Annotated in this window: 23 protein-coding genes; 9 read left to right on the top strand and 14 right to left on the bottom strand. The window is 41.7% G+C overall.

Features of this window, described 5'->3' with window-relative positions; translation table 11 throughout:
• Positions 1 to 36 precede the first annotated feature (36 nt).
• The 4 genes from AC04NP_RS08765 to AC04NP_RS08750 all read right to left on the bottom strand — a co-directional run bounded on the left by AC04NP_RS08765 (position 37) and on the right by AC04NP_RS08750 (position 4306).
• On the bottom strand, positions 37 to 954 hold the full coding sequence (locus tag AC04NP_RS08765; RefSeq protein WP_482859212.1) for a sensor histidine kinase: 918 nt from the start codon (positions 952 to 954) through the stop codon (positions 37 to 39).
• A 192-nt stretch (positions 955 to 1146) separates the two neighbouring features.
• Positions 1147 to 1893 (bottom strand): LytR/AlgR family response regulator transcription factor, encoded by a 747-nt coding sequence (locus tag AC04NP_RS08760; RefSeq protein WP_482859210.1) that lies wholly within the window; start codon positions 1891 to 1893, stop codon positions 1147 to 1149.
• Between the two features lie 105 nt (positions 1894 to 1998).
• Positions 1999 to 3876, bottom strand: a complete 1878-nt coding sequence (locus AC04NP_RS08755) for a tetratricopeptide repeat-containing sensor histidine kinase (RefSeq protein ID WP_482859209.1) — start codon at positions 3874 to 3876, stop codon at positions 1999 to 2001.
• Between the two features lie 37 nt (positions 3877 to 3913).
• On the bottom strand, positions 3914 to 4306 hold the full coding sequence (locus AC04NP_RS08750) for a hypothetical protein (RefSeq protein ID WP_482859208.1): 393 nt from the start codon (positions 4304 to 4306) through the stop codon (positions 3914 to 3916).
• A 670-nt stretch (positions 4307 to 4976) separates the two neighbouring features.
• Here AC04NP_RS08750 and AC04NP_RS08745 point away from each other — a divergent pair.
• Positions 4977 to 5573: a hypothetical protein gene (locus tag AC04NP_RS08745; RefSeq protein ID WP_482859206.1), complete on the top strand. Its 597-nt coding sequence runs from the start codon at positions 4977 to 4979 to the stop codon at positions 5571 to 5573.
• 19 nt (positions 5574 to 5592) lie between these two features.
• On the opposite strand, the gene AC04NP_RS08740 is transcribed toward AC04NP_RS08745, so the two are convergent.
• From AC04NP_RS08740 to mnmA, 7 genes are all read right to left on the bottom strand, one after another.
• The gene (locus tag AC04NP_RS08740; RefSeq protein ID WP_482859205.1) at positions 5593 to 6576 is read right to left on the bottom strand and encodes an NAD(P)H-quinone oxidoreductase; all 984 of its coding nucleotides are present in this window, start codon (positions 6574 to 6576) and stop codon (positions 5593 to 5595) included.
• Positions 6577 to 6709: 133 nt separating this feature from the next.
• Entirely contained in the window at positions 6710 to 8584 is a 1875-nt protein-coding gene (locus AC04NP_RS08735) for a tetratricopeptide repeat protein (protein ID WP_482859204.1), read from the bottom strand.
• A gap of 592 nt (positions 8585 to 9176) precedes the next feature.
• On the bottom strand, positions 9177 to 11567 hold the full coding sequence (locus tag AC04NP_RS08730; protein ID WP_482859203.1) for a TonB-dependent receptor: 2391 nt from the start codon (positions 11565 to 11567) through the stop codon (positions 9177 to 9179).
• A gap of 6 nt (positions 11568 to 11573) precedes the next feature.
• Positions 11574 to 12236 (bottom strand): ribulose-phosphate 3-epimerase, encoded by a 663-nt coding sequence (rpe, locus tag AC04NP_RS08725; protein ID WP_482859202.1) that lies wholly within the window; start codon positions 12234 to 12236, stop codon positions 11574 to 11576.
• 39 nt (positions 12237 to 12275) lie between these two features.
• A complete protein-coding gene (locus AC04NP_RS08720; protein WP_482859201.1) occupies positions 12276 to 13925 on the bottom strand; it encodes a S8 family serine peptidase in 1650 nt (549 codons plus the stop codon).
• Complete coding sequence (locus tag AC04NP_RS08715) at positions 13912 to 14607, bottom strand: hypothetical protein (protein ID WP_482859199.1); 696 nt, start codon at positions 14605 to 14607, stop codon at positions 13912 to 13914. Before AC04NP_RS08715 ends, AC04NP_RS08720 begins: the two co-directional genes overlap by 14 nt.
• A complete protein-coding gene (mnmA, locus tag AC04NP_RS08710; protein WP_482859198.1) occupies positions 14594 to 15709 on the bottom strand; it encodes a tRNA 2-thiouridine(34) synthase MnmA in 1116 nt (371 codons plus the stop codon). The genes AC04NP_RS08715 and mnmA overlap by 14 nt, the downstream gene beginning before the upstream one ends.
• A gap of 276 nt (positions 15710 to 15985) precedes the next feature.
• On the opposite strand from mnmA, the gene trpF reads away from it, so the two are divergent.
• The 5 genes from trpF to AC04NP_RS08685 all read left to right on the top strand — a co-directional run bounded on the left by trpF (position 15986) and on the right by AC04NP_RS08685 (position 19392).
• Positions 15986 to 16615: a phosphoribosylanthranilate isomerase gene (trpF, locus tag AC04NP_RS08705; protein ID WP_482859197.1), complete on the top strand. Its 630-nt coding sequence runs from the start codon at positions 15986 to 15988 to the stop codon at positions 16613 to 16615.
• Between the two features lie 180 nt (positions 16616 to 16795).
• Complete coding sequence (locus tag AC04NP_RS08700; protein WP_482859196.1) at positions 16796 to 16942, top strand: hypothetical protein; 147 nt, start codon at positions 16796 to 16798, stop codon at positions 16940 to 16942.
• A 291-nt stretch (positions 16943 to 17233) separates the two neighbouring features.
• Entirely contained in the window at positions 17234 to 18559 is a 1326-nt protein-coding gene (locus AC04NP_RS08695) for a DEAD/DEAH box helicase (protein WP_482859194.1), read from the top strand.
• A complete protein-coding gene (locus AC04NP_RS08690; RefSeq protein ID WP_482859192.1) occupies positions 18559 to 18978 on the top strand; it encodes an ATP-binding domain-containing protein in 420 nt (139 codons plus the stop codon). The genes AC04NP_RS08695 and AC04NP_RS08690 overlap by 1 nt, the downstream gene beginning before the upstream one ends.
• A 111-nt stretch (positions 18979 to 19089) precedes the next feature.
• A complete protein-coding gene (locus AC04NP_RS08685; protein WP_482859191.1) occupies positions 19090 to 19392 on the top strand; it encodes a DUF2290 domain-containing protein in 303 nt (100 codons plus the stop codon).
• 23 nt (positions 19393 to 19415) lie between these two features.
• Here the strand turns inward: AC04NP_RS08685 and AC04NP_RS08680 are convergent, their stop codons facing one another.
• The gene (locus AC04NP_RS08680; protein ID WP_482859190.1) at positions 19416 to 20186 is read right to left on the bottom strand and encodes a type III pantothenate kinase; all 771 of its coding nucleotides are present in this window, start codon (positions 20184 to 20186) and stop codon (positions 19416 to 19418) included.
• Between the two features lie 108 nt (positions 20187 to 20294).
• Here AC04NP_RS08680 and AC04NP_RS08675 point away from each other — a divergent pair, with 108 nt between their 5' ends.
• Entirely contained in the window at positions 20295 to 20840 is a 546-nt protein-coding gene (locus tag AC04NP_RS08675) for a hypothetical protein (protein WP_482859189.1), read from the top strand.
• 338 nt (positions 20841 to 21178) lie between these two features.
• Positions 21179 to 22036, top strand: a complete 858-nt coding sequence (locus AC04NP_RS08670) for an outer membrane beta-barrel protein (protein WP_482859188.1) — start codon at positions 21179 to 21181, stop codon at positions 22034 to 22036.
• Between the two features lie 61 nt (positions 22037 to 22097).
• On the opposite strand, the gene AC04NP_RS08665 is transcribed toward AC04NP_RS08670, so the two are convergent.
• Together AC04NP_RS08665 and AC04NP_RS08660 are read right to left on the bottom strand one after the other, a co-directional pair.
• Positions 22098 to 23255, bottom strand: a complete 1158-nt coding sequence (locus tag AC04NP_RS08665) for a YncE family protein (protein WP_482859187.1) — start codon at positions 23253 to 23255, stop codon at positions 22098 to 22100.
• A 27-nt stretch (positions 23256 to 23282) separates the two neighbouring features.
• The gene (locus AC04NP_RS08660; protein WP_482859186.1) at positions 23283 to 25286 is read right to left on the bottom strand and encodes a hypothetical protein; all 2004 of its coding nucleotides are present in this window, start codon (positions 25284 to 25286) and stop codon (positions 23283 to 23285) included.
• 107 nt (positions 25287 to 25393) lie between these two features.
• On the opposite strand from AC04NP_RS08660, the gene AC04NP_RS08655 reads away from it, so the two are divergent.
• The gene (locus AC04NP_RS08655) at positions 25394 to 25900 is read left to right on the top strand and encodes a hypothetical protein (RefSeq protein WP_482859185.1); all 507 of its coding nucleotides are present in this window, start codon (positions 25394 to 25396) and stop codon (positions 25898 to 25900) included.
• Positions 25901 to 25977: the final 77 nt, after the last annotated feature.

Genomic DNA, 25977 nt, shown 5'->3' with positions numbered 1-25977 from the left:
GCATCTTCTTCCCATAGCTATATTTCACACCATATATTAGTTGAAAACCGGTAAAGAGACCGAAAAAAGTGTTCCTTCACCTAAAACACTTTCAATTGCTATTTTGCCTTCATTCAAAGCTACCAGGTCGCAACAAATGGTTAACCCCAATCCGTTTCCCCGTTCCCCACCTGTTCCAACAAGGCTATGCATTATTTTACGATCTTTTTTGCGCTGGCCGATTAGCTCTTCTACCTTTTCCTTTTCTATGCCGATACCATTATCCCTGACCGTTAAAACACCGTATTTCCCTTTTCTTACCGCAGAAATGATCACTTCGCCCCCATTGTGGGTGAATTTTAATGCGTTATTGATAATATTTCTTAAAATGGAAAAAACATGGTCTTTATCGGCTTTCAGATAAATTTCTTGCTCAATATTGACGCTGAAATCGATTTGTTTATCTTCGGCCAGAGATTCATAGATGCTATGTGACTTTTTGACCATCTCCAGGACAGATACTTTTTCAACCTGGGGGGTGACCCGGCCCTGGTTGTTGACACACCAACTCATCAGATTATCAATAAGCATCTTAACATTTCTACCGGCATTGACCATTTTCCGGATAAGCTCTTTCATTTCCTCCTTGCCGGCATCTTCACTTAACTTGACAACTTCAGTGAGACCTAAAATACTATTAACAGGGCTTTTGAGATCATGTGCCAGTATTTTAAGAAAATCGTTTTTGGACTGATCCAATCGTTCGAGCTCTTTTACTCTTTGGTTTAACCTTTTAATTTCTTCCTGCGCAAGAATAAGCTTTTCCCGGATACTCAAAAGTTCTTCGGAGTCTTTATTCTTTTTTTGCCGGACAGACAATATGAAAAACAATAAACCGGTTAGCGTTAAACCTGTAAGGAACTCAAACCCACCAATGTAATGAAAAAAAATACTCACAAGCAGAGCCAGAATCATAGTTGGTACCAGAAAATATAAAAATAAATTGGGATGCGTTAAACTTCTCGTTTGTGTCATCATGCGACTAAAATAACCCCGGATATGATTAGATGCACTCATATGTCCATAAGCCGCAATCGAAGGGTATAAAATGCTGTATAAGGGAACAAAGAAATATGGGGTAATAAAGCTGTAAACGCGTTGCTATTTTCAGGAAATGTAACCTTTGCTGTTGATGATTTCAGAGCGGTATTTCCTGCCCAATGGCAGATCTTTCAGCTCGGTTTGCACCACATTTTTTTCAAGGTCAATAGCGATGATTTTGTCTATATTTACTACGTAATTCCTATGTATTCTCAGGAATTTGTCATTCTCCAGTTTTTCCAGGATATCTTTCAAGGAAATTCTTACCACAAACTTCCTGTTCTCACCATATATAGAACAATACTTTTCTTCTACCTCGATGAGGTGGATGTTTTCAATAGTAAGTTTTACCAGCTTGTTGCCTTCCTTGATCAATAGATTTTTTTTTAGAAATGGAAATTGTTCCAGGGTAAGCTTTTGGGCCAGGCTTTTTTCATTAAAATTTTCTATTGCCAGTTCAATGGAGTGCCTCAGAGAGATTTTATTAGCGGGTTTAATGAGGTAGGCAAATGGGTGAACCTTTTTTGCCCGGTCAAAAGTTTCCTTATCGGAAAGGGAGGTAATAAAGATGATCGGGGTGGGATCCAAGGTGAAAATCTGATGAGCGGCAGTGATGCCATCCATTTCGCCGTTAAGGTTGATATCCATCAAAATGATTTCCGGCCGGCTTATTTTGGCTAGGTGAATTGCTGATTTGGCATTGTCTACTACATCTATGACCAAAAAGTCCATCTCCTCTAAATCCAGGCGCAATTGTTCGGCATACAGTGCATCGTCTTCGACAATCAATACTCTAATATTTTCGACCCCCAATTTATCTAAAAGTTAAATTAACCAAGAAAAGTTAAACCCCTTATTTTCTGAATATTACGAAATTAGGAAAAAGGGCTTTCACCACAAAATACAATTCAAGAAAAATTAATCATTCAAATAAACCGGTAAAGTAACTATGAAGGTAGTTCCAATATTCTCACTGCTTTTTACAAAAATATTTCCATGATTTAAGAGCGCAAATTCACGGCAAATAACCAATCCTAACCCGGTGCCCTTTTCGCCGGCTGTGCCAACAGTGCTTTGTTTTTTATCTTTCAATTGAAAAAGCTGATTTTGTTTATCTGTCGGTATTCCCTGCCCGGTGTCTGATATAAGGATTTTACAATTTTGCCCATCGGACTCGGTACTTATGGTCACCTGGCCATTTTCAGGTGTAAACTTCAACGCATTATTGATGAGGTTTCTGAAAATAGCCATGGTGCTGTTTCTGTCGCTCCAAAGATGTATTTCGTTATCAATAGTTTTAACCAACGCAATTTTTTTTGCCAGGGCCATGTTGTGAAACATAGCCAACAACTCATCGGTCAGAAAAGCTATATTTAGTTTTTCCGGGTTATAAGGAAAATTGCCCTGTTGGCTTAGTGCCCAATTAAGTAAATTATCCAGCAAACCTGACAATTGATAGGAAGATTTATCCACCATATCCAGGATAGGTGGGATCTTTTCTATTTCTTTGGCATCTGCATAGGCTTTTACGATCCTGGTAATTCCCTGAAACGAATGAACAGGCCCTCTTAGGTCATGTGAAATAATTGAAAAAAAACGGTCTTTGGTTTTGTTCAGTTCAATCAACTGGTCCCGCTGCCTCGTGATTTCCTCCTTTTGCTCAGATAAAAGCAGATTAGTCTGTTTTTCTTTCCGGTTGTTTTTAAATAAAGTATAGGTTAAGGCACCGACCAGCAATAGCACAATGATCAGGCCTATACCTATGATTTGTTGTGTCTGTTTCGTTTTATTGGCGAGATCAAGTTCAGCCTGTTTTTGTGACACCTCAAAATCCGTACGAAGGTCAGCCATTTTCTGAATGGCTTCCGCATTGCTGATGCTGTCTTTATAGGCAATGTATTGGCTTTGATATTTGAACGCATTTTGATAATCACCGGAAGATTGGTATAATTCGGAAAGTTTCAGGCTGGCGTCCCGGATTTGTTCCTTCAGTCCTTCCTCTTCCGCTATGTGCAGGCTTTTCAGGGCGTGGCCAAGTGCCTTGCCGAAATTCCCTTTTTCGTAGTAGATATCGGCTATATAAATTTCATACACAGCAATAGGGTACATGTCTCCGAGTTCTTCCAATATCTTTGAGGCCTGGTGGATATTTTCTTCGGCTAAATCATGTTTTCCCTGCTTGGCATATACCAAACCTATATTTCCAAGATTGTAGGCCTTACCGATCCTGGAATCCAGCTTTTCAAAGATCCTGGAGGATTCTTCGAAATATATTAAGGCAGAATCGAGTTTGTCATTGTTGAAATATTCATCACCTGTATTGAGTAATGAGGTGGCTAATTTCGTTGAGTCATTTTCTTCCCTGAATAAATCTATGGCTTTATTGTAATATAACAGTGCATTTTTACTGTTTCCCTGTACCGAATAAACATCACCTATGGCACTGTAGCCAGACCCCAACTCAACATTGAAACCAAATTTTTCAGCCAAATTAATGTATTCAATAAATGTGGTCATTGCCTCTTCAAGATCACCTTTTGATCTTTGGGCGTGACCTATATCCAGATAAGAGTTGATTAATATGAACTTATTACCTGTTTTTTGAGCCAAGTCAATGGCTTTGTGTGCGTAGTGAATTACAGAGTCCTGGTCGGTATGATTTATAAAGATGTTATAGTAAGTGAGTAACCTGGCGGATTCATCCAGGTCATTAGGTTGATTTAATACAGCAATAAGGCTGTCAGCTTTATGCTGATTTTGGGAAAAACCAAGTAATGACAAGAAAAAAAAGCCCATTATAAAACAGGCTTTTTTAATAAAATTGTCTTTTTTACTAAGAATGTGTATTCCGAATTTTAAGTTTAGGATCAACATAGAACTGAACCGGTGGCTGCGAGCCACTGGTAACGGTGAAATAAACACCGTACTCTTGTTCATCTCCGGCTTGTCCATGTAATGCATTTCCTGTTACGTTTCCGTAGGCATCACCATGCAATTCGGTTTGACCCAAAATATTGGTGTGTGCCTCGTAAGTAATCTTATCGATTGTAACCGTATCACCTGTTTGTCGATCCTTAGCTTCTGCTTCCCAACAAATCTCGTCTCCAATGCTGATTTTTGAGGTAAAATCCTCCGGGGAACCAGATTGTTCACCCCCAAAAGAGTCCTCGAATTTAATACACGCTGTAACATTCCCAGGGTTGATCTTCTTTGTATCAACTTTCATGGTTATAGTGCATCTTTCCATAATAATATAAAATTTTAGTGTTTTAAATAAATTAACCGTTAAAAATTCGAATTAATAACCTGTATGTCGGGTCAAAAGTAGTGTGGAGACAATTCCTATTCAGGCCGAATTGAAAGCGAAATCAACGTTTGTAACATTTTAAAATGGGTTGTTAAAATATCCAGAATATTGAACTGATTTTGATAGCTGCAGACTTTTTGGCTGTTAAGATATTTTGAGAAAGTGTAAGGTCGGGTTACATGCCGCTTCAAATAAAACAGGCTTTGCAGCACTTGAGGTATTTTTGCCGAAAAAATATATAAAATTTTGTTTATCAATTAATTATAAAAATTAAAATAATTTGTAAAGCCGGAGGCAAACAGGAAAAGATTGAAAAGTTTGTAGTGTTTTTGCGTAGTATAAACAGGGTTGTTCATATAATAAGCTTTTTTCATTATATAATTTTTCCATGAAATAATTAGCTTTTTCAGGTAGTAGGATTTCCTATATAAATCAACATTTTTGGATAGCATTTTTGCAAATTTCTGAATATTAAAACCTGCCAGGATTTTGAACCAAGGGCATTTTATACAAATAATATTGCCTTACAAAGGAGCTTATTATTAAAAAATGGATTATTTTTAAGTAAACTGTTTAAACTATGACGCTCATGTATGCTTTAAAAAAACCAACCCTCATACTGACTTTTGCCGGACTTATCAATGTGTTGTCGACTTATGGACAGACTTCGCATGAAAGCTTACAAATAAAATCTGCTATACTTGCTGCCCCTGAAGAGATGCGCGACGGAGTGACAGTTTTGGGCTATAATGACTCGGGACAATTGGTTACATTACAAAAGGGCACCAATGATTTAATATGCCTTGCGGACGATACCAATAAAATGGGCTTCAATGCGGCATGTTATCATAAAGACCTCGAGCCCTTCATGGCCAGGGGAAGAACGTTAAAAAAGGAAGGAAAATCACCCCAGGAAATATTTGACATCAGGGAGGCAGAGGTTAAATCGGGTAAGCTTAAAATGCCACCCCAGCCCACTACCCTACACGTTTTATATGGTCCTAATGCCAGATACGACGAGTTGACCAATCAAATGCTGGAGGCCAAATACCGGTATGTTATTTACATTCCCTACGCCACCGCCGAAAGCAGTGGTTTACCTACAAAACCCAGGGCTGCGGGTGATCCCTGGCTGATGGACCCGGGCACACACCGGGCGCATATCATGGTAACACCTAAGCAATAAAATATTGTGTCGTCCGGGTTTATTGATGATTTACTTTAAGAATTATCTTTCCGCGGTTTTTATTGGCTTCCATGTAAGTATGGGCGGCGCCCACATTTTCCCAATCAAAAACAGAGTCGATTACTGGCTGTAGTTGGCCGGTTTCAAATAATGGAACCGCGTTTTCTATGAAATCCCGGGTAAGCCTGATTTTATAATCTATACTTCTGGCTCTCAGGGTCGATCCCACAATGTTCAGCCTTTTAAATAAAACCGGTGCAATACTCAGGGATTTGATGGTAGTACCTCCCATAAAACCCAACATCACCATACGGCCATCGGTTCTCAGGCATTCCAGGTTCTGCCTGAAATAAGCCGCACCGATAAAGTCGATAATCACATCTACCCCAGGATTTTCATTTTGGGCCAAAACACGGGCAAATTCCTCCATTTTGTAGTCAATGCATTGCCCTGCGCCCAAAGACCGGCACAATGGATGTTTTTCTTTGGAAGCGGTAACTATGATGTTGGCTCCGAGCATTTTCGCTATCTGGATAGCGGCGGTTCCTACGCCACTGGCACCTGCGTGTATTAATACAGCTTCCCCTTTCCTGAGTTTAGCTTGCCAGACTAACGCCTGCCAGGCGGTTAAAAAGGCTTCGGGTATACCGGCAGCTTCTTCCATGGTCATAGTGGTGGGTACGGGCATGAGCATTCGATGGTGCACGCTTACATATTGGGCATAACCTCCACCTGCCAGCAAAGCCATAACACGATCTCCGGCCTGACAACCTTGCACCGAACTACCTGTCTCTATAATTTCACCGGCCACCTCCAAACCCAGAATTTCGCTTTCGCCCGGAGGTGGCGGATAAAGACCTTTACGCTGCAAGATATCAGCCCGGTTGAGTGCGGTGGCACTTACTTTTATCAGCACCTGCTCTGCACCTATCTGAGGATTCTCTATATTTTCAAGGTTCAATGCTTCGATATCTCCAAAATCTTTCAGGGTAATGGCTTTCATTCCGGACTTTAATTTTCTTTCCTCTTAAATTAGTCAAGAAATTTCAAATCAAAAAACCGGATCAATATTTAATTGCTTAAACGATGATCCGGCGTTTTCTGCCGTGTTTAACCTGCCTGAAAATCAAACCAATTTATGCAGCTTGTTTATCAAAGCCTATCAGGAATTCGGCCAGGTTCTGTTGCCCGTCTAATCCTAGTTTTTTCCTCAACCGGTACCGTGCCACCTTCACACTTTCCGGATTTATAGATAAAATAGAAGCTATTTCCTTGGTGTTGAGATTCAATTTGATCAGGGCACACAATTTACATTCCGAAGGCGTTAGATCAGGATACTTGTCCATGAGATCATTGAAGAAGTTATTGTGTACCTGTTCAAAATGTAATTTGAAATTATTCCAGTCCTTGTCAAGGTTAAAACTGTAATCCACGAGCCGTTTTAATTGATTCAGTTTTTTAGCAAATCCGCGTTCAGCTTCACTGCTGATTTGGCTGATGTTGTTTTTCAACGCTTCCATGATGCCATTTTTCTGCACAAGGTTCAGCGTGTGTGTCGTTAACTCTTTGTTTTTGTATGCCAATTGCTGTTCAAGGTCTTTCTCTTTTAATTTGGTATTCTCCAGTTCGTATTCCATTAACTTATTTCTGGCATCATATAACTCCTGGTTTTTGCGGAGCCTGACTCTTTGGTAATAGTAAACTGCAATAGCAACCATAGCAAAAAAAATCAGTCCGATAATCAGTATCTTATGCCACAAAGCATCGAGTTCCTTCTCACTTTGAAGCAGTTGAATATGTTTTTCCCGAAGCATGAGTTCACTTTCTTTCCTTTCCGTGGCAAATTCGGTTTCAAGCCTGGCAATAGCACGATCACTTTCCTCATTAAAGATACTGTCACTCATATTTTTGTAGCGTTTATAGTAGCTAAGGGAGGCTTCAAAGTTGTCGACAGCTTGATATAGGTCCGACAGTTTACCGAAGTTTTCGGAAATCAGGGTTTTGGCCCCTAGTTCCTCTGCTATTTTAAGGCTTTTCAAAAAGTTCTTTTCTGCTTTCTCAAAGACTTTTTGTGCTATATAAAGTGTGCCAATCCCATTATACGATTGTGCGAGTCTCTCTTTGTCTCCTCTTTTTTGGGAAATCAGCAGGGATCGGTTAAAATAGTTTAAGGCCTGCTTGAATGCCTTTTGGATGACCAAAATCTCCGCCATCTCCAAATATGTTCTCAGGACTACCCCTTCGTAATTATACCTTTGCGCAAGCAACAATGATTTTCTGAACAATGTTAAAGCCTCATTGTACTGTTCATTTAACTTGTATTCGCAACCCAGATTATGTATGGGGAACAAGGTAGCAAGGCTATCCCCTTTTGATTCATAAATTTCTATGGCCTTTGTCAGGTAATCGATAGCCTTTTCTTTGTGCCGCAGGGAACTTTGCACCACGCCTATATTATTAAAAGCATTAGCCAGCTCCAATTGATAGGTATCTGAATCGGGATTACCGCTTTTTAGCGTTTCATATATTTTAAGAGCCAGCAGGTATTGTTTCAGGGCGTCTTCAAAATTTCCCTGTCGCCTGAATACCACTCCTTTGTTCTCCAATATTTTGGACCTTGCCCTACGATACTTCACACTATCCGGGTAATCCCGGATCAGTTTGTCTATCAGCTCGAGCCCGGTTTCATAATGATCCAGTGCCAGTCTGTATTTTCCCAGATCTTTTTGAATAATTCCCAGGGTGACTTCATTTTCCACCGCCAGCCCCAAATCGTAGAAATTGACCAAAAGTTCCCGGGACTGATTGGCATAGTTCATGGCTTGTTCAAGGTCAGCAGCGATCATTTCCTGCGACAAGTCATTAATTATCTGAATTTTTGTTCGCACATCGCTGTCCACAGTTACATTCAACGCATGCTTGAGGCTGTCGATAATAGTTTGTGACTGGCCACATAGCGTGCCAGTTCCAAAGGTGTATATCAGAGATAATAGGAAAAGGTTTTTCATCATACTTATAAGATTAGGTTAGTTCAAAAAACCCCTCATTAGCCTATGTATATCTATGACCAAAATGATCAATTACGTGAAAACTTACGTGGTATATCTAATATTAGCTAAAAAAACAGGTGTACAATAGGTGAACATTGTAATCAAAAACGATGAATATGAGGGTTTTACCCTACAAATCCTCGGTTTTTAACGATAAAGAAGCACGGTGATTCATGTGTTGGGGCTGAAGGCATATGGTTCTGTCACGGGCACTGGTATTCGCTGAGGGCATCCGGTTTTGCTGAGGGGTTGTCCAATACGTATTACATTTCGACTCGCCACTAAATTTTAGTTGCTTCAACAACCGGTACACACCCCTGCCCCCCTCGAAGGCACAGCCGTCGGTTTAAGAAAAACATCTATGGCGCGAGCGTCCGCGGCTATTGCACAACTTAAGCATGTGCCTGTATTTTTATTTACAGGCGAAAACGGCTGTGTCTCTTTGTGTCTTGGTGCCTTCGTGGTGAAAAATGGTTAACCACGAAGGCACCAAGACACAAAGAGACACAGAGAACTTTGTCGAAAATGCTGTGCAACAGCCACAGATGTTCGCTTAGAACTTAACGTGTACTTTGGCATTAAAGAACCTTTGGGAAAGGTTATTGGGAACGCCATACTCGATGCCGGAAAAGTCTTCAACCCATGTGTAGGAAATTGTATTATCAGTACCCAGCAGGTTTAATATATCAAGCCCTAACCAAAGGGATTTCAACAATTTATTCCTCAGCACAATAGACTTGGAAAAGCCTACATCCACCCTGCGGTAAGCCCTGCCGGTAAAGATAGTCCTGTCATCAATATCATTAGGGGGGCCAAAAGGTAAGCCACCACCAAAAAGCAGGCTTAAATTTACTCTTACAGTGGGGTCATTCGGCAGATGATCCTGGAAGAAAATAGCGAGGTTGATGTGCTGGTCAGAAGGTCTCCGGACCCGGCCGCGATTATCATCTTCGAGATCTTCTTTGGTGTTAAGAAGGCCCAGGCTAAACCAGGATTCAGTGCCCGGAATAAACTCACCACTCACCCTGAAATCCATCCCGGTGGCAAAGGCTGTAGTTCGGTTGTTTGCATAATATCTGATTTTCACATTATCCAGATCGTATGCCACCACGTTCGATAACCGCTTATAATAGGCCTCTGTCAAAAATTTAAATCCACGCCCCCAAAGTTTGAAGTTATAATCCATGCCAGCAATAAAATGTATGGAAGTCTGCGCTTTGAGATCTTCATTCAGATTTCCTTCAAAGTCGCGCATCTCCCTGTAGAAAGGCGGTTGCTGATATACGCCAATTGCGGCCTTGAAGAGGACATCCCTTTGCCAGTCCGGTTTGATGGAGTATTGAACTCTCGGACTGACTAATAGTTGGTCATTGACATCCCTGTAGTTTAGTCTCGCTCCATAGGTGAGGGTTTGCTGTTCGTCAAGATTGAAAGTGTGTTGCAGGTACGCAGTGGCTATATTGGTATTGAGGTCCAATTGGGTATTTAATACCCTGGTGATGGTTACAAAATCTGCAGAGTCGATAAAAGAATATTCGTCGAGTTCATCTTCCATTTCCTGGCGGCTGTAGCCGATACCGAATTCAATGGTGTTTCTTTCGTCGATCCAGTAAACGTTACGGTTTTCAATGTTATATATGTTGGCTTCCAGTTTGTTACGGCCATAATCATAATTGGTACCTACTCCCCTGACTGACACACATTCATTGAAGTTTGAAGTGCCTGGGTTATTGTTGACATCACACAACAAATATCCACCTTCCACATCGAAATACTCTCTTTCTCCCGAACGCATGGCGGATACAATCAGCTTTGAGCTTAACCTTTCATTGAACCGGTGGGTCAGCTTCAACCCACCCTGCCAAAGGTCATACCGCAAGGTTTCACGTCCATCAAAGGCCACCAGAAGCCTGAGGGATTGATTAATTGCACCAAAGTCAGTTTCACGGGTTTCAGGCACCACCTGGTACCTGTTTCTGGCATAGGAAAACAGCACACCCAACTCCGTACGTTTCGATGGGTGGCCACCCCCACTCAAATCAAAGTTGACAAAGGATTGAATATCTGTAAACCTGGGCCTGTATCCTCCCTGGGTTTCCTGCGTTTCAAGCAGATAAGCAGCACTTTTATGCCTGGCACCAAAAATATAGCCGATAGTCTTTTTTCTATTCGCCCCTTCAAAATGGGCCGTGCCTCCCAAAAGGCCAAGCGTAAGGGAGGCTGCACTTTTCACCGGCTTTTTGTATCGAATGTTAAGTGCCGATGATAGTTTATCCCCATATTTTGGCTGCCATCCTCCGGCAGAAAATTCCACAGATGATACCATATCGGGATTGACAAAGCTAAGGCCCTCCTGCTGTCCGGCACGGATCAAAAAGGGACGATAAACGAGGATATCATTAACGTACACCAGGTTTTCATCAAAGTTACCGCCTCTTACCGAATAGTTTGATGACAACTCATTATTACTGATTACTCCTGGCAGCGTACTGATTATTTTATTGAAATCCCCAAAGGGTGAGGGCAAAACGGATGCACTTTTCGGATCAATCTTATATACACTTACCTCTTGCCTGACTAAAGGGTTTTCTCCTTCACCAACTATATCCACCCCTTTCAGATACCTGATATCCAGCGCCAACGTTACGTCTATTGTCAATTCACGCTGACCGGCATCAACCATATAATCCTGTGAAAGGTTTTGGTACCGGATGTGCGAAAAATCAAGCGTAAGATTGTTTGCAAAAGGTATAGAAATCTCAAATTGCCCCAGATCATTGGTAGAAGTACCAAGATTAGCCGGTTTTATCAGCACATTTACCCCTGCTATGGGTCTCGTCTCCGCATCTCTGACGATTCCTTTTATTTCCAGATTTTGACCAAACAAAGATCCCGTGTGCAAAAACACTATAAGAAATAGTGACAGAATATAGTTGAGATTCATGTAAAATCAAACAACAGTATAAACGTTCTTCAAATCACGAATCGTACTTTGAGGATCAGGGGATTTAAATACAAAACTTCCTGCCACCAACACATCCGCACCGGCGGTAAGCAGGGATTTGGCATTATCACTGTTCACCCCGCCATCGATTTCGATCAATGTTTGCGAGCCGGTGTTTTCAATCATTTTTTTAAGTTTGCCAACTTTTCGATAGGTGTTTTCAATAAGTGACTGGCCACCAAAACCAGGATTTACGGCCATTACTACCACCAAATCGATATCCACCAAGGTATCTTCCAGTAGTGTCACATTAGTATGAGGATTAAGCGCAACACCGGCTTTACAGCCCAACCCCTTGATTTCCTGCAAAATACGGTGCAGATGATCACAGGCTTCATAGTGTACGCTTATCACAGAGGCCCCAGCTTCCCTGAAAGCTTTTATATATCTTTCAGGTTTCTCAATCATCAGGTGTACATCCATAGGTTTTTGGGCATGTCTTTGAATGGCCTCACAAACCGGCAAGCCAAATGAGATATTGGGCACAAATGAGCCATCCATAATGTCAACATGGATCCAGTCGGCCTCACTGTCATTTACAAGCTCAATATCTCTTTGCAAATTGGCAAAGTCCGCTGCCAGAACGGAAGGTGCTATCAATGGTTTCATTAAACAAATATATAAAAGGGGTTAAAAAAGTGAAAGTAGCTAATTTTTTAAGAATTTAACAGACAGACGCTTTCCTTTGTTAATCACATTCAATATGTATAACCCCGGTGTAAAATCGCCGGTGTTGATTCTTACCGGCTCACCTTGAGGAAAAGTTTGCGGGTCGTTTTCATAAACAATCTGACCCATGCTATTGAGAATAAGGATCTTGGTTTCCCCCGGAAAATCGCCGGACTCCCATTGCAGATAAAGTTCACTGTCAACAGGATTGGGAAAAAAGTTAAATGCGGGGTCCAACGCTTCATCTATACCCACAATAAGATTACGCGCTCTTGCAAAGCTGGGAATACCAAAACCTAGCTCACTATCTGAAGTGCCCGACTGGTGTCCTGAGTCCCTGATGATCTGTAAAATTTCATTTTTAGTCTTATCAGGGAAGGCCTGCATAATGCCTGCCGCCAATCCTGCTACCAATGGTGTGGAAAACGATGTACCGGAAGATGCTATTGGCGTCTCAGTAAACTCGTTAAATCCCACTACCGTGCCCGAGCCGAGAGCTACTACATCAGGTTTTACCCGTCCATCTGCCGTCGGGCCCGTAGAACTAAAGCTGCTTCTGGCCGAGTCAGATCGTATAGCACCGACGGATATTCCGTCTTCAACATCTCCGGGTGCAGTGATGATTTCCCAGGAAAGGTCATTCCCCAAGTTGCCGGCACTATTGACGAGTAATATACCTTTATCGGCTGCCATTTGCGAGCCTATGGAGATAATGGTGGTTTGACCATCCATATCGGTAATATCATAATCCATAGCAGGATCATCGAAAGTATTGTAGCCCAGGGAGGTATTTATAATGTCAACCCCTATGCTATCTGCCATTTCTGCGGCAAAAATCCAGTTAAACTCCTCAATGCGGTACTCACTGCCAATATCCTCGGTGATATACAAGACATATTCCGCACCGGGTGCCGTACCTGTAATCTGCCCCTCACCAAATGCCGCAACGCAAGAAAGTACCTCCGTTCCATGATCATCCAACGCATAAACGTTTTCATTGTTACCTACATAATTAAAGGTGTGCTTTATACGGTTGTCAGCAAACAGATGGTCAAAGTAAAACAGATTATCCACATGGCGAAAACCGCTGTCAAAAACACCGATTAATATACCTTCACCGCGATAGCCCAGGTCATGCATATAGGTAACTGCCAACATTCTGTTTTGCGGATCCGTCGCATGAGTAGCCTGTTGCCGGTTGTTTGCACCTGTAAGGCTTCTTTCAAACTTTGTGTTATGGGTATGTCTCGCTCCGGCAAGACTTCCCGGTGCTACCAACTCCACATCCTCAACGATCGGCAATACTCTCATATCATCGACTTTGGATTCGGGTAATACGATCAGCGCCGCGTTTAACCATTTCGTAGTATAAAAAACCTCTGCTCCCATGGCTGTAATCTGCTGCAGGTAGGATCGATTGACAGGTAAATCACTTTCGGTAATGCTTACCTGATTTTTTTGTCTTCTTTGGATAGATCTTTCGGAAAGAAACTCAGCAGGCCGGTCTGTGGCATACATCGAATTGTTTTTATCAGAAAAGTAAACAATGTACCTGTTTTCCTGACCTGATGCCTCAAAAACATTACAGAAAATGATACACAAAAAAAACGACAGGTTATTCTTTACCATAATCAATCAGGGTTAACTGTAAGGCTTTCCCCCTTTCTATGACCTTTTGCCCGAAACATGCCGAATCGTTACAAAACGCTAACTTTATAAACGTTTTTTCCACCAAACCAATATGCTCGGCAAAGATTTCTTTTCTTTCATCCTTGATCAGTAAATCTTCTTCATCCCCCTGCACCACAGTTACCGTTCTCTTCTCTTCGTCTTTGTAAGTTTTTGATTCAAACGGATCCCTGATGGTGTAATCATCGCTTTCATTGGCATTTAAGGCATTTCCATCCCATGATACATCTTCTTTTACCGGAAAAACAAGTTTAATGAACGGCACATTGTTTTCAATTGAAATAGCCTGCATGGGTGTCTGCCGTGCAGTCCAGACCGAATCCAACCCCCATTGGGTGTTTTCATCCTGTCTTGAAAAACGGTGAACTACGTACGTATATGTGTCTGTTTGGTTAAGAAATGAGTCCACTACCTGCTCTTTTAACTGGTATCTTATGGTATCGAAGCCTAAAACGGAGTACCGGATTTCCTCAGCGTCATACACTCTGAAAATCCCTGTTTCCAATGGAAAAAAGGTAAAACCCAATCTGGATGCATCCGGTTCCGGCGTATCGCTATCACACGATGTAAATAAGACGAATGTTAGTAAAAAAACAATTACATATCTGCTACCGCACTTCATTTTGTCTGAAACTTGATTTAATCCATCCTCCACCGATAACATCATTTTCTTCGTAGAACACTGCCGCCTGCCCCGGTGCAATGGCATGCACACCGTTACCAAAAAAAACCTTCATAACATGACCTGCCTGCTCAATCACAGCCGGATTTCCCGGGTCGTTATACCTGACTTTTGTGATAGTATCGAGCCTTTGCCCGTCTATATTTTCATATTTCACCATGTTGAGCTTGTCTACATACATGCCATCCCTGGCAAGCTCATCAAAAGTACCGAGTACAACCCTGTTTGTATCTTTTTGAATTTCAGTCACATAAACAGGATAACCCAAAGCTATTCCCAACCCTTTCCGCTGTCCTACTGTATAAAAGGGATAACCTTTGTGACTTCCTATCACAGACCCATCCTCCAACACAAATTCCCCTCCTTCGACCTGCTTGTCCAGGCCTTCAACCCGCCTTTTTAGGAATCCGCGGTAATCATTGTCGGGCACAAAACATATCTCATAAGATTCGGACTTATTGACCAATTCCACAAATCCTCTTTTCAATGCCTCTTCCCGGATTTTGGCTTTGGTAAGTTGGCCCAATGGAAAAATGGTACGGCTTAAGCTCTCCTGAGAGATGCCCCACAGGGCATAGGATTGGTCTTTACTTAAATCCATTCCCTTGCTTATCACATACCTGCCATTTTCTTCACGAATATTGGCATAGTGTCCTGTAGCAATATAATCACACTTCAACTTATCTGCCCTTCTCAAAAGTGCGTCCCATTTAATATGGGTATTACATAAAACGCAAGGATTAGGTGTCCTTCCCGACAGATATTCCTCGGTAAAATGATCTATTACATAGTCACCGAATTCCTCTCTGATATCCAGGATATAATGTGGAAAGCCCAAATTCACGGCGATATTTCTTGCATCATTGATTGAATCCAGGCTACAGCAGCCGGTTTCTTTCTTGCTGCCTCCGGAAGAAACGTAGTCCCATGTCTTCATGGTCATACCAATCACTTCATATCCTTGCTCGTGCAGTAAAACGGCCGCCAGGGAACTGTCAATACCCCCACTCATAGCCACTAACACTCTTCCTTTTTTACTCATTTTTATCTCCTATACCAGGGTGTCACCTTGATTATTTCAGGTTGATCCCCTTGTTTTCTTGTTTTTAACAATTAAAAGTACGAAAAGATTTATCGTTTTCTATCCTTCTTTTTTGTCATCCTTACATATGCAAAAAATAGCAGAATAGAATGTTTTTATTGCAAATATAAAGCTATTGGTGGAATTCAAATAAAATTCCCCGAATTAAACGGTTTGCTTTATTTCGTCAATTGTCACTTTTTTGCATAACGGATTACTATAAATTATAACATAGTTATGGCTTTAAAAACCTTTGTAAAAATCAGTGAAGTGAACAACCTGAGTGATGCCCGTTACTGCGCTGGCATGGGAGTGGATCAATTAGGCTTCAATGTAGTGCCGGATCATCCCCAATTCGTAGACAGCGAAAAGTTCAAAGAAATTGGCGGATGGGTAGCCGGGGTCCGGTTTGTGGGAGAGTTAGGTGATCAATCTACGGACTATGCCCTGGAAGTTGTACGGAGTTACAAATTTGATTTGCTTCAGACAAATCGCGTGGAGCTTCTCGACGAGTTCAACAGACTGCCGTTACCAGTCATATTAGACTTGAATGTGGACGACTACATTGATGAAATGGCACTTAAGAAAGTGCTTGACTACGGCCATGGATTTGTAGAGTACTTCCTGGTTCATAGTACCCGGGAGGAGGAAAACCCGGCGCGTTTACAGGAGATTATGGCATTGGCCAAACGTTATAGTATAGTGCTGGGATCGTGGGTTGGGAGCCATAATGTGGATCAACTGCTTTCGACAGCCAGCTTGGCTGGTATCGCGCTGAAAGGTGGGGATGAAATAAAGCCGGGGTATAAGGATTTTGATGAGTTGGCGGGTATTTTGGAGATGATTGAGGTCGAGGAGGGATATTGATTGTGGTTTGGGTTGTTTGACAGGAAGATGGATGGCGTAGTGGAATGATGGAGGAGTGGAATGGTAGGTTGTTGGGTGGATGGCTAATGTATATATAAGCCATCCCCAGGTTACGGTTTTTGCCACTACGTTTACGCGACGGGTACTTATTACTCCCGTCAGCAATCATCAAAAAAATTAATGAAAATCAAAAAACCTGCTGTTTTAAGGCCATCGGGCAAAAGTTCTTACGGCAAACCAGTTTGCCGAGAGGCAAACGAACTGTTGGAAATTATCAACGGTGTGGATAAACTTACCTGGGTAATCATAAGGAATATTTCTCCGTGATATTGAAAATAAAAAGCTGTTACTTTGAAATTGTATAGGGTTTAGTTAAAGTTTAGATGAAAGCGCTGTGAAAATTTCACAGCGCTTTTTTTTACACACTTTCCTGCCAGGCTTATTCCTTGATTAATTGTATATTCAATCTCGGTATCCACATGCACCACCACCACCACTCTGCCGTTGTCCAGTGTATTATCTCATTTCAGGTGATAATTAAACCTGTCAGGTCCGGGCTGAGCCTTAAAACCGAGGACTTCAGGTATTTAATAGTGAAAGCATTAGGCTATCTATAAGGTGGAGTCAGAATTAAAGCAATATGAAGCGTTAAACAAAGGAAGAAAATTGCTTATAGACATAGAAGTGGTTACATATGCCCCGGCCTGTACCCATAACAATATTTTCCCCTATACAGCCACCAATGAACGTGAACTGCTTGAGATTATAAATGAAGAAGTGCAGGACTGGGTTAATACATCTGAGGAATTATTAAAGAAAACAATCTCTGTTATCCAATCGGTAATACGTATCAAAACTCCGTTTGACAGAAGTTACATCAAAAAAAAGAATTCCAGGGGAGCCATCATTAAACGGCTGGAAGAGACCATCGCAAATTTGGATAATCAGCAGGAAACAGCCATCATCGAGTATCACGATGGCCTGCAAAGAATAAGGGGGCTGGCCGGATCAGGGAAAACCATAGTAATTGCCCTGAAAGCCGCCTATCTCCACGCCATCAACCCTGATTGGAGCATGGTGGTTACATTTAATACAAGGGCATTGAAGAATCAATTTAAAGAATTGATTGAATTGTTTTGTATTCAAAAAATGGGAAGAAAACCGGTCGAAGATAAAATAAGAGTAATTCAGGCATGGGGTAGTAATTCAAGCACGGGTATTTATTATGAGTTTTGTAAAGACAATGGTTTAGAATACCTGGATTTCAGGGCCGCCAAGACATTAGGGGAAAGACTTAACAGGACGCCGTTCGACGCAGTTTGTCAAAAAGCTTTGGATGAGGTAGATAAAAACAAAATTATCCGGAAATATGACGCTGTTTTGGTAGACGAAGCCCAGGATTTATCCGAATCTTTTCTCAACCTGGTTTATTTACAATTAAAAGGCAAAAATAAAAGATTGATTTACGCTTACGATGAGTTGCAAAAATTAAATGAGGGTTCACCATTGAGAAACCCCAAAAAAATATTCAGTGAAGAAACCGACACGAGCGACATAATACTGAAAAAATGCTATAGAAATCCAAGGCCGGTGCTTGTTACGGCCCACGCCTTGGGATTCGGTATATACAGGGACGGAGGATTGGTTCAGTTTTTTGACCAACCTGAGTTATGGGAAGATCTGGGATATCTGGTTAAAAAAGGACAATTAAAAGGCGGTCACGATGTCACGCTTTTCAGGGCTGAAGAAGCTACTCATAAATTTCTTGAACAAGAAACAAACATCGATGATATTATCAGTTTCAATTTCTGTAATTCAAAAGTTGAACAGGCCGAAGCGATTGCACATGATATCGAAAAAAATTTAAAGGAAGAAGAATTAATGCATCAGGACATCATAGTCATCAATCCCCTTGCTTTAACCACCAAAAAAGAAGTCGCTTAGTGAGAGCAGCCCTGGATAAAAAAGGAATCAAAAGCCATATAACCGGAGATGTGGATAGGGATGAGTTTTTCAAACCCAATTCCATTGCATTTACAGGAATAAACAGGGCTAAGGGAAACGAAGTCCCATTTGTGTATATCATGAATGGACAAGATTGCTATTCCGGTCTGCACTTTACCAATAGAGGTTTAAGGGAAAGAAGGAACATTTTGTTTACAGCAATTACGAGGAGTAAGGCATGGGTAAAAGTATTTGGAACTGATGCAAGAATGCAATTCCTTTCTCAGGAATTTGATGAAGTAAAAAAAAGGGATTTTGAGCTTGCCTTTAAATATCCCACGCCTGAAGAAATTGAAAAAATGAATGTAATAAGCAGGGACATTAGTGAAACCGAGGAAACCCAACTAAAAAAGATTTAGCGTCTTTAACCGGATTAAAGCAAATCGTGGAGCGTATAAATTCCGGACAGGTTCAAATAGAAGATTATCCGGAAGATATGCAGGAAACATTAAAAGTCTTGATAAAAAAAGATGGACGTAAGTAAATACATCACAAAGCAGATCAGGCATATTACAACCTCATTTATTGAGACAAGCTTCCAGATTGATTTTAACTATGTTTCAGATAAAAATGGTATGATTGCCTGGGAAGGGTTCAAAAATATCTCTTTTGCCCTACGAAATCTTTCATATGATGAACTTTATGAGGAATGCCTGAAAGAAAACGCATTTAATCTTAAACTCATCGATGGCGCATTAATACAGTTTATGTATGAGTGCAGTAATAAAAATGCCCTATTTTTTATCCACTGCTTTTTTAACAAATCAGGATAACCATTGCTATAGCTAATGTCCATTCACAAAAATTTTACTTCGCCGGCAATAACTTTTAAGCCATCCAGGGTGAGTAATGGATTGATTTCATCAAAATATGAATGCAGTGGGGTCAATATGGCAGATAATCCGCCGGTGGCTATCACCTGGCAGGGCCTGGCAAGTTCATTTCGAATGTTGTCAATCATACCTGTTACCAAACCCACATACCCATGCAATATACCAGCCTGCATGGCATGTACGGTATTTTTTCCCAATACAGATGCAGGGAGTTCAAGAGGAATTTCCGGTAGGCGGGCTGTGTTTCCTGAAAGGCTTTTCACAGCCGTTTTCAGGCCAGGGGCTATGGCAACTCCCAGGATCTGAGCCCGGTTATTGATGGTTGTAAAAGTCAGGGCAGTGCCAAAATCCACAACGATACAGTAGTCCTTGGTCCGGGCATAAGCCGCCGCAGCATTAGCTACCAGATCGGTGCCTATCTCCTGGGGGTTATTGGTTTTTATCGTTATCCGGTCATAAATGTCAGGGCCAACCACCAGCGGCTCAAAACCGAATACTACCTCGATCATATTATGGATGATGGTAGTCAGTGCCGGTACAACACTGCTTAAAACGACGGTTTTGACCCGTGAAGTATTCAGATCGTTTTCAAGAAAGTGGTTTTTTAAGTTCAGAGCGAAGGACCCCGGTAATCGGGAAATATCACTTTTTTCGCGCCAATGATGTATCCATTGATCCTTATTGTTCAGTGCGAATACAATATCTGTATTACCAATATCTATAGCCAAGAGCATATTAATCCTAAAAAAGAAATATAAAAATATTTTGACTTTTATCCATTGTTTGGCTAACTTTTATAAGTTATTGACTGTCAATAATTTTACAACCTAAAACCTATTACAATGAAAAAGCTGGTTTATTTTACCCTGATTTTCCTTTTTATTTCCTGTTTGGCAATATCACAAGAAAAAGAACAGGCAAAGGAAACTGAAAGTTACACTGCCCCAGCCCCTCTTAATGACGACCTGATGGCCTGGATGATTGGCGAATGGAAAGGAAAAATGGTTGGCCCAATGGGGGAAACCGAAGAATGGTTGAAATATGAATATACACTGGAAAAACAGTTCCTGATGGTTTCAGCTACCTCCAAAATGGGAGCAGATTGGGAGTACGAGGGATATGGTGCCATTACATTAAAACCCGAGAGTATGGAAATGATGGGATATTGGATAGACAACATTCGGGGTATGTACAAAGGAAAAGGTATGAGAGAAGGCGATATGATAAAAATGACCTGGTACGGTCCGCAGGGAAAGGCTACCCGTATGACCAAAAAGCTGGGCAACGATAAGTTTGTAGTCATCGCCCATTCTACTGACCCCAAAGGTAATCCGATTGAGAGTAAAGGTGAATTCACCAGAATAAAAGATTTAACCTCAGAGCAATAATACTTAATCAGAACAACACGATTTAAAATCCCTCCAATCGTAGAACAATGCAAGGCACCTACCATGTCTCCATCATCTAACCCCGGTGCCTTGCATGTTGTTTTCATCCGAAATTTCGTATTCCTGACTTATTTTGTATTCTTTCCGGTAATTATTACATGAGCACACCCAGGCTCAGCAATTTCCCATGGTTACAGCGCCGATTACGCTGGGATAAATAGGAAAGAAGTGTCAGGTAAGAAGACTGATTTAAAAAAGAACAATCAGCTTTTAAACCTGAATTTGGTCGGGAACAGCCATTTTTCTTCTTTGCGTAGTATCTAAAACAACAATTCACTATGAGAAAAATGAACAGGAAACTATTATTACTGCTGCTGCTTTTCTCACCACTGGTAACACTGGCTCAGGTACATATTGGCGTTACAAGTGGTGTAAACAGTACATTTGTATTGGATAAAGGACTTTCAGAAGATCCCAGGTACAATAGCCAGATGACTTACAATTTTGCTCCTGCGGGCTTTTCATTCGGTGTGGACATAAGCAACGGGTTTGGCATACAACTGGAATCTATCCTGGCGAACCAGGGCCAGGTTTTTGAGGTGCTCGATGTAGCAAAGACAGCGGTTGGTGAACGCAAGATCGATTTAAGCTACATTCAGCTACCCTTGCTTTTTAAATTTATGAGCGCAAAAGCTACCAAAGCCCGCACAAATTTCTCTTTAGGGCCGCAGCTTTCTATTCTTAGAAATGGGGTGGAAACCATCCAATACGAAGCTTCGACTCAAAACATTGAAAACACCAATGAATTACCTGAAGGAGCAACTTTGAATGCCGACGGAAGCTATGATGTGCCGGCACTGCCTTCAACAGAATTGCTAAGCACTTCGGCCAACGAGGAAATAAACAAGTTCAATGAAACAGAATTACAGATTGCCGCTTCCTTTGGGGTCGATATTGATATTTCCAAGTACTTTTATTTGTCAACACTGATCAGGGCTAATTACAGCTTTACCGATATGAGAAACGGAGATTTGGTAGATTTACTCAAAAGCAGTAACCTGGATGGGCTTTTTGACCGCAGGGCTAACCTGGCTATTGGTGCACAAATCGGTCTGAACTTTATGTTTGGTGGAGTAAGATCATTTAAAGCCAAACAATTGGACAGAAACGCTGAAGCCTTTTTATATAATAACTAAGAAGAATAACCTCCATACCTCCTTTGTGTCTTTGTGCCTTCGTGGTTCATCTTTTTTTTACTTAATTATTTTCCTCTATTTTCCAGAAGTGTATACCTCCCGCTTGTTTCCCAAGTTCTGCGGTGTCTACGATTTCCAGGGCCTCAAGGTCAATAACATCAACACTGCCAGGCTCTCCTCCTACCCCTTCCACCGACACAAATGCGTAACGGCTGTCCGGTGAGATGGCAATGCCATGCGAAATCCGGCGGTTGTTCTTAATTTCAGCTAATTCTTTTTTGGTATTTAAGTCCCATACCCCGGTACTGGCAGCCGATTTGTAAGTGACAACCATTTTGTTTCCATCCGGCGTTACCTCTACATTATAGGGTCCTTTTCCTCCGGGAAAACGATGTGTAATCATCCATTTTTTCAAATCGACTTCCAGGATCTCATCACTGCCATTGCCCGCTACATATACCTTTTTTCCATCGGGATGGGGGATTACCCAGGTGGGCTTGATCCTGGAATGATGCATTTTATGATCCATCATTTTATTACCTTGCCGATTCATCTTGGAATGATCCATTTTGCTGTGGTCCATTTTACTATGATCCATTTGGGCATGCTCCGATTTGCCTGACTCTCCCGCTTCATCCAGGTTCAAAACCCTGCTAACCTGCAAGCTAATGGCATCAATCTCAAACAATTCTCCCGACATCATCGCTACAGAGTAGTGCTTTAAGCCATCGGGAGATATCCGTGAACCATGGGGCATAGCACCAGTCGTAATTTGTTTGATCTCAGTCATGGTTTCGGGATCTACTACCGAAACTGTACTGGGGACCATATCCCCGTGTAAATTAAAATTCACGCAGTAAAGTAAGCCGGTAGCTTTTGAAATTTGCATCGTGGCAGGAAATAACCCGAGTGTTGTCTGCCCCACCACCTTGTTTGTTTCAGTAGAAAATTTATACAACGTGCCGTACGGATTACCATGAGCCATGCTAAGGTACCAGAATTTGCCTTCCGGGCCAACCGTGATACCGTGGGGACCTTCTATTTCAGCCGGCCACACCCCTACCGGAATCCTATGAATGGCTTCCGCTTTTTTACCATCAAATTTGATCAGTGCCACTTCGTCTTCGGATTCTGCGGTGGCGTAAACGTAATAGTTTTGTGAAAATACAGATTCCGAGCATAAAATCAGGCTTACAACAATGATTAATATCTTTTTCATGTCTGTAAAATTTGTTGTTAAAAGACCTTAACGGCTTTCGAGTTTTGTATCCGAGGGCGTTTCCGGTTCGAGTTTAGCCGACCAAAGACCACTGTTCCAATCTGAATAAAAGATATGTCCTTTATGCAATTGCGCCCCCCAGGTGAAAGGTGAGTTGGGAATATATGCCTCGGGATCACTCGGAATAATAAAAGCTATTTCACGGCCCTGCTTGTACAAATCGCCCATTAACTCCCCGCTAATATCCACTACCCTTACCCCGGCATTATAAAACGCCACATACAACGTTTCCCCATCTACCCAATAGTTGTGCGATCCGGCTCCAGGTACTTCAAACCGCGCAATCTCCTCAGGATTCTCCAAATCGGTGAAATCAATAAAATGCAGGAACCCACCCGCTATATTCGGGCCATCCAGATTCAACCCATAGGGAAAAATCTCATCTCCGCCGATTACATAAAATTTCCCGGTCGATTTGCTTTTAAAAGGAAAAGTAGCATGATTGGCACCACTTGGATAAGCATAGCTGGCAAATTTCACAGGGTTTTCCGGTGAGCCACCGGCAATGCCGTTACCTACATCCACCAGTTGTATACCATCGGACCAATTTGAGGAGTATGCAATACCGTCTTCCACCCAAACATCATGAATGGCATGGCCAGGGGTTTCCAACTCAAACTTACTGACAATATAAGGCTTGGCAGGATCTTTTATGTTGATGATGTAGTATTTTTGACCTGCACTCAAGGCGTAAACATGATCTTTGTAAATAAACAGGTTATGAACACCCCCGGTAAGATTTTCTGTAAAAGTTGAAATGATCTCAACCTGATGTGGGTCGGTTACATCCAGAATGACGATCCCATTTTTACGATTTGAGGCTCCTTCCCGGCTGATTATACAGATTTTACCGTCTTCTGAAACCTTAACGTCGTTGACGGTTCTGGCATCTACCTGCACACTATCGATTTTAACAATGTTGGCCGGGTCGGTAACATCCCAAAAGTACGCAGTGCCATCAGCGCCCCAGGTGCCTGTGACACCATAGTCCTTACCATCCACACCTTCCCAAATCCAAAAATCCGAAGTATGCTTATCCCGTACCAGACCCTTACCAACCAGCTCAATTTTTCTTTTAACATTCCTTTTGACAACATGAACGGATTTTCTGGCCACATACTGACCACTGCTGGCAGTAATGGTATATAATCCGGCTTCATCGGCAACAAACCGGCCATCTTGCTTAATCAGGCCGGAGGCACTGGAAGAAACATCATAAGCTTTTCCTTCAAAAGCGAAGGTGATCAGAGCGTCTTCTACCTTGTTACCCTTTTTATCTTTGGCAATGGCGGTAAAACGAAAGACATCACCGGTCCTGGCTTCAGCCGTGTTTACAGTTAAATCAATGTCAGCCACCGGGTTCTCAAGAATGTTGACATTGACCTTTCCGGATATCCCTTCAATGGTAGCAGAAATTGAAGCTTTTCCCTGCTTTAAAGCGGTAAGGTGATAAAACTGATCTAAAACCACCACGTCCTCATTGGAGCTGGTAATGGTAGCACTCAGATCTTTTCTCTCAAAACCAGACTTGTCAAATATTCTAACGTCCAACAAAATGGTACTGCCTGCATAAATTTTATTAGGTACATTCCTGATCTCAACTTTCGCCAGTGGCGGAAAATTAACTTTTACCTCCACATCCTTTCTTAAAAACCGCCCGTTTGGATCAGGACTGATAATAATTAAGCTATGGATGCCAGGTTCGTGGCTTTTCAGTGTTCCCAGTGAATCCACTTCCAGGGCCTTTCCATTCCTGGAATAATACATCACTTTCCTACCCTCGATTTTTCGGCCATCCTTGCCCACCACATACGCATCTATGGATTTGGTTTCGTTCACATCCATAGTCAAATCCTCTGAAGCCAGTTTGATCTTCAATTCATCCTGTGCCCGAAGGTTAAAACTTAGCAGAAAAAAAAATAGGAATGAAAATAGAAAAGAAAAATAGATTGATTGTTTTGAGTTTTTCATTGAATTAAAGTTTAGGGTCTGCTTAAAAATACAAAAAGATGTGGTTTTTTTTCTTATATTGATGCAAAAAGCCCATGAATACACAACCAAACCCCTTAACTGCGCTTATGCTGATAAGCCTTTTATCAGTACAGGTTTCTGTTTCCATAGGTCAGGATAGCAGCGCTGACAAAGATGTTTCTTCTTTAGATAACATAGTAAACGCTTTGTATGCTTCGATTTCCGGAGAAAAGGGAGAACCCAGGGATTGGGATAAATTCAGGAAACTATTTGTCGAAGAGGCCCGACTGATTCCTACCGGTATAGACAGTTCCGGCAATATCAGACTTGGCACCTGTACACCGGAGCAATATGTCCAAAATGCCAATGACTGGCTGGTGCAAAACGGATTCCACGAAAATGAAATTCATCGGGTTACTGAAACCTTCGGCAACCTGACCCACATTTTCAGCACCTATGAATCCCGTCACAGCCGTCACGATGAAAAGCCGTTCTCCCGTGGCATTAATAGTATTCAATTGCTTAATGACGGAAAAAGATGGTGGGTAGTCAACATTTACTGGCTATCGGAAAACGAAAAAAATCCTATCCCTGACAAATACCTACCGAATTGAGTTTGAGTTTGAGTGTGGGGGTGAGTTTGGGTGTGGGTTGTAGGTGGGGGTAGGGTGTGATTGTTTTCGTGAAAAAT

It is taken from the genome of Agaribacillus sp. DX54 (genome assembly GCF_056858335.1).
This window is presented reverse-complemented; position numbering and strand designations above follow the sequence as displayed.

Bases quoted from the DNA above. Each gene is read 5' to 3' on its own strand.
- AC04NP_RS08765 (WP_482859212.1), bottom strand. From the start codon at position 954: ATGATTCTGGCTCTGCTTGTGAGTATTTTTTTTCATTACATTGGTGGG.
- AC04NP_RS08755 (WP_482859209.1), bottom strand. From the start codon at position 3,876: ATGGGCTTTTTTTTCTTGTCATTACTTGGTTTTTCCCAAAATCAGCAT.
- AC04NP_RS08750 (WP_482859208.1), bottom strand. From the start codon at position 4,306: ATGAAAGTTGATACAAAGAAGATCAACCCTGGGAATGTTACAGCGTGT.
- AC04NP_RS08745 (WP_482859206.1), top strand. From the start codon at position 4,977: ATGTATGCTTTAAAAAAACCAACCCTCATACTGACTTTTGCCGGACTT.
- AC04NP_RS08740 (WP_482859205.1), bottom strand. From the start codon at position 6,576: ATGAAAGCCATTACCCTGAAAGATTTTGGAGATATCGAAGCATTGAAC.
- AC04NP_RS08735 (WP_482859204.1), bottom strand. From the start codon at position 8,584: ATGATGAAAAACCTTTTCCTATTATCTCTGATATACACCTTTGGAACT.
- AC04NP_RS08730 (WP_482859203.1), bottom strand. From the start codon at position 11,567: ATGAATCTCAACTATATTCTGTCACTATTTCTTATAGTGTTTTTGCAC.
- rpe (WP_482859202.1), bottom strand. From the start codon at position 12,236: ATGAAACCATTGATAGCACCTTCCGTTCTGGCAGCGGACTTTGCCAAT.
- AC04NP_RS08720 (WP_482859201.1), bottom strand. From the start codon at position 13,925: ATGGTAAAGAATAACCTGTCGTTTTTTTTGTGTATCATTTTCTGTAAT.
- AC04NP_RS08715 (WP_482859199.1), bottom strand. From the start codon at position 14,607: ATGAAGTGCGGTAGCAGATATGTAATTGTTTTTTTACTAACATTCGTC.
- mnmA (WP_482859198.1), bottom strand. From the start codon at position 15,709: ATGAGTAAAAAAGGAAGAGTGTTAGTGGCTATGAGTGGGGGTATTGAC.
- trpF (WP_482859197.1), top strand. From the start codon at position 15,986: ATGGCTTTAAAAACCTTTGTAAAAATCAGTGAAGTGAACAACCTGAGT.
- AC04NP_RS08700 (WP_482859196.1), top strand. From the start codon at position 16,796: ATGAAAATCAAAAAACCTGCTGTTTTAAGGCCATCGGGCAAAAGTTCT.
- AC04NP_RS08685 (WP_482859191.1), top strand. From the start codon at position 19,090: ATGGACGTAAGTAAATACATCACAAAGCAGATCAGGCATATTACAACC.
- AC04NP_RS08680 (WP_482859190.1), bottom strand. From the start codon at position 20,186: ATGCTCTTGGCTATAGATATTGGTAATACAGATATTGTATTCGCACTG.
- AC04NP_RS08675 (WP_482859189.1), top strand. From the start codon at position 20,295: ATGAAAAAGCTGGTTTATTTTACCCTGATTTTCCTTTTTATTTCCTGT.
- AC04NP_RS08670 (WP_482859188.1), top strand. From the start codon at position 21,179: ATGAGAAAAATGAACAGGAAACTATTATTACTGCTGCTGCTTTTCTCA.
- AC04NP_RS08665 (WP_482859187.1), bottom strand. From the start codon at position 23,255: ATGAAAAAGATATTAATCATTGTTGTAAGCCTGATTTTATGCTCGGAA.
- AC04NP_RS08660 (WP_482859186.1), bottom strand. From the start codon at position 25,286: ATGAAAAACTCAAAACAATCAATCTATTTTTCTTTTCTATTTTCATTC.
- AC04NP_RS08655 (WP_482859185.1), top strand. From the start codon at position 25,394: ATGCTGATAAGCCTTTTATCAGTACAGGTTTCTGTTTCCATAGGTCAG.